This window comes from Mycobacterium sp. 852014-52144_SCH5372336 (genome assembly GCF_001665615.1).
GTDB classification, from domain to species: domain Bacteria; phylum Actinomycetota; class Actinomycetes; order Mycobacteriales; family Mycobacteriaceae; genus Mycobacterium; species Mycobacterium neumannii_A.
This window is the reverse complement of record NZ_LZSW01000032.1, coordinates 1-1,803: the sequence shown is the minus strand read 5'-3', so window position 1 is coordinate 1,803 and position 1,803 is coordinate 1. Positions and strand designations below refer to the sequence as shown.

The window sequence follows — 1,803 nt, the reverse complement described above, 5'->3', positions numbered from 1 at the left end:
CGCCGACCGACTCAACGCACTCATCACCCAAGCAGCAGCATGAACCCCGAATGTTGCACCAACCACTTGACTTCGAACGGGCGAAGCGTGCATCAACCCCACACTCGCGATAGGCAGAGCCGAGTCAGCCGGCGACTGGTCCGTAGCGGGCGTCGGCCACGCGGTCCAGGGCGACCGCCGGCTCGCCGAACACCATGGCCCAGCCGCGGACCCGCCGGTAGTACAGCTGGATGTCGCCCTCCATCCCAAAGCCGTAGCCGCCGTGGATGTGCAGGCTGCGATAGGTCGCGTCACGCGCGGTTTCGTAGGCGAACGCGAAGGCCATCGCGGCCAGCTCGGTCACGCGGTCCGGTTCGTCGGAGAACGCGCACGCCGCTTCGAAGGCCAACAGACGGGCACCGTCGGTCGCGGTGGCGCTGTCGGCAAGCGGATGTGACACGGCCTGAAAGGTGCCGATCGGGGTGCCGAACGCGTACCGCTGTTTGGCGTATTCGGCGCCGATCTCGACGGCCTTGGCCGCGGCGCCCACGAGAGCCGCGGCGGTGAGGGTGAGCCACAGGTCGACCGCGGCGGTGAACAATCGACGGGCGTGGTGACCCTCGGCGAGGACGGTGGCGTCGCCGCGCGTCACGTCCGCCAGCGGTAAGGAGCCGAGATTTTCGACGTGCTCACGGTCGGTCGCAGACAACGCGACGAGACGCCCGCCGACCAGGGCCACCACGGTGTCGGCCACCGCCCCGCCGGGAACCAGTCCGAGAACATCGCCGTCGCAGGACCGCGGAGCGAAGCTGACGAGCCTGTCGCCCGACATGGTGGCCGCCAACAGGTCGTCGTCGCCGCAGGCGGCCAGCAGTCGGGCGGCTATCTGCGCCTCGATCACCGGCGCCGACGCGACCGCCCGGCCGTACTGCTCGGCGATCAGCGCCAACTCGAGCTCGGAAGCCCCCCATCCGCCTTCGGATTCGCCGACCGCCATCTCGATGACACCGGTCTGGACGAGGGCCTCCCACAGCTTCGGATCGAACCCGAGAGGTTCTGCGGCACGCACCCGTTGCGACGTCGACTCGCGGGTATACATCGCGGCGAAGGAATCGACGAGTTGCCGCTGTTCGCCGGACAGGCTCAGGTCCACCGGACATCCCTCACATGCGAATATGGATACTCTCAGTTTTGAGAGTAACATTATCGCCTGCGCCGCCCGCCCGCCCGGTACGCGACAGATTGGTTCCCGCTCATGCATTTTCAGTCCGACTCCGCGACCGAAACCTTCCGGGATGGCGTCCGCAGACATCTCAGCGACGTGCTGACCCCCGACATCGAGGAACGGATCTACCGCAGCGGTGTCGCGCACGACGACGACTTCGCCAAAGGGCTGGTCGACAAGGGTTACTTCGCTCCGGGCTGGCCGACGGCGTTCGGCGGGCAGGACCGCACCGCCTGGGAAGAGCAGGCGCTCAACGAAGAACTCATGCGCACGGACGCGCCGGTATACCTGTCCGAGACCACCCGGATGGTGGCGTCGATCATCCGGCAGATCGGTACACCCGCGATGAAGGAGCGCATCCTCCCCGGCGCTTTGACCGGCGACGTCACCATCGCGCTCGGCTTCACCGAACCGGAATGCGGCTCGGATGTGGCCGCCGCGGCCACGAGGGCCGTACGAGATGGCGACGACTGGGTCATCAACGGCTCCAAGATGTTCACCACCAACGGTCACATCGCCGACTGAACCGCCCTGGTTCTGCCGGAGGCTCGATCTATTGGATTGCGACCAGGGGCTGGTCGCTCCGTTGGGCATCGTAG

2 protein-coding genes are annotated in these 1,803 nt (G+C 67.0%); one reads left to right on the top strand and one right to left on the bottom strand.

The annotated features are described in order from the left end of the window. Nucleotides 1-124: 124 nt before the first annotated feature. Nucleotides 125-1,132, bottom strand: a complete 1,008-nt coding sequence (locus A5759_RS06240; RefSeq protein ID WP_068195261.1) for an acyl-CoA dehydrogenase family protein — start codon at nt 1,130-1,132, stop codon at nt 125-127. 102 nt (nt 1,133-1,234) lie between these two features. Between A5759_RS06240 and A5759_RS06235 the strand changes: the two genes are divergently transcribed. Further along, nucleotides 1,235-1,729 (top strand): acyl-CoA dehydrogenase family protein, encoded by a 495-nt coding sequence (locus tag A5759_RS06235; RefSeq protein WP_082962014.1) that lies wholly within the window; start codon nt 1,235-1,237, stop codon nt 1,727-1,729. Nucleotides 1,730-1,803 lie beyond the last annotated feature (74 nt).